At 36.0% G+C, this 1,159-nt stretch carries 1 protein-coding gene; it reads left to right on the top strand.

Annotated elements, in window-relative coordinates; genetic code table 11:
- Positions 1 to 754: 754 nt before the first annotated feature.
- On the top strand, positions 755 to 1,159 hold a 405-nt coding region (locus KDK19_RS17715), incomplete at its 3' end, for a glycosyltransferase (RefSeq protein WP_257292492.1).

The raw sequence follows: 1,159 nt of genomic DNA, 5'->3' as shown, positions 1-1,159 counted from the left end.
TATTTCATGAGTAAGCTAACTGGCATATATGATGCGAGTCAGCAATGGAAAGTGGATCATAAACTCGCTGATATTCTGCTCTTAACCATCTGTGCGATCATTTCGTGTTGTGAGGCTGGGAAGTAATTGAAAACTTTGGCAATGAAAAATTGGATTGGTTAAAAAGATATGGTGAATTTGAATACTGAATTCCTTCACATCATACAATTTTCAGGCTAAAAGCAATTCCAGAAATGCTTTATTGAGAGGGTGCAAGCCTACCACCATGCAACCAATGCTGAGATCATTGCAGTTGATGGAAAACAACAAGAGGATCTTACGATAAAGGCAAGGGCAGGGTAAAATCTAGAAAGCCTCTGCTATCACAGAGATTCAGCGGCATATATGGCCTACGATTTAATGGTTATAAAATCTTCAAAACAAGCCCACTTAAGGCTTCAAAAACATTAGTCATTTTTCTCTTTATTAGCAAATAGCTCTTAGGTTAGCAAACGCTATTGCTTTTAGATTTCGAAAAATCCAGGCTTCCATGATTTTTACCTGCGTTACCGAATAAATGTCGGAGCAGTAATTTTCGCAGACTTTAGTGATATTGCAGTCAATCTGTTGAATAATACGATAACCTCCAAAGCAGGTCTGAAGAGAAAATAAAAAAAGCCGTTATGGGCGCAGGCTATCTTTCTGAAGAGCTTGCTAAGCAGGTGGTTTTACGATTTTGTCGAGAGTTTAAATCGAATAAAAGGCTAGTTTTGTAATGTTTAAAATTGATGAGCCGACTGTTTCAATAATTACAGCAGTATTTAACGGTGAACGACATATTGAAGAGACCATACTTAGTGTTATTAACCAAACTTATAAAAATATTGAATATATTATTATTGATGGTGGCTCAACTGATGGAACGGTAGACATAATTAAAAAATATGAAAGAAATATTAAATATTGGATTAGTGAGAAAGATAAAGGTATATCTGATGCATTTAATAAAGGGGTTTTGCAGTCATCAGGTGATTTTTTGAATTTTCAAGGTGACGGTGATGGTTTTTGCAGCAATAATGCTATTGCTGAGGTTATGAATGGAGTGGATTGCCAAAAGGTCATGCTTGTTTCTGCAAGAATAAAAAGAATAGACAAGGAGGGGGGGGTACTTTATTTGTCA

Source organism: Endozoicomonas sp. ONNA1 (assembly GCF_024606325.1).
In the GTDB taxonomy this organism is placed as follows: Bacteria; Pseudomonadota; Gammaproteobacteria; order Pseudomonadales; family Endozoicomonadaceae; genus Endozoicomonas_A.
This window is presented reverse-complemented; position numbering and strand designations above follow the sequence as displayed.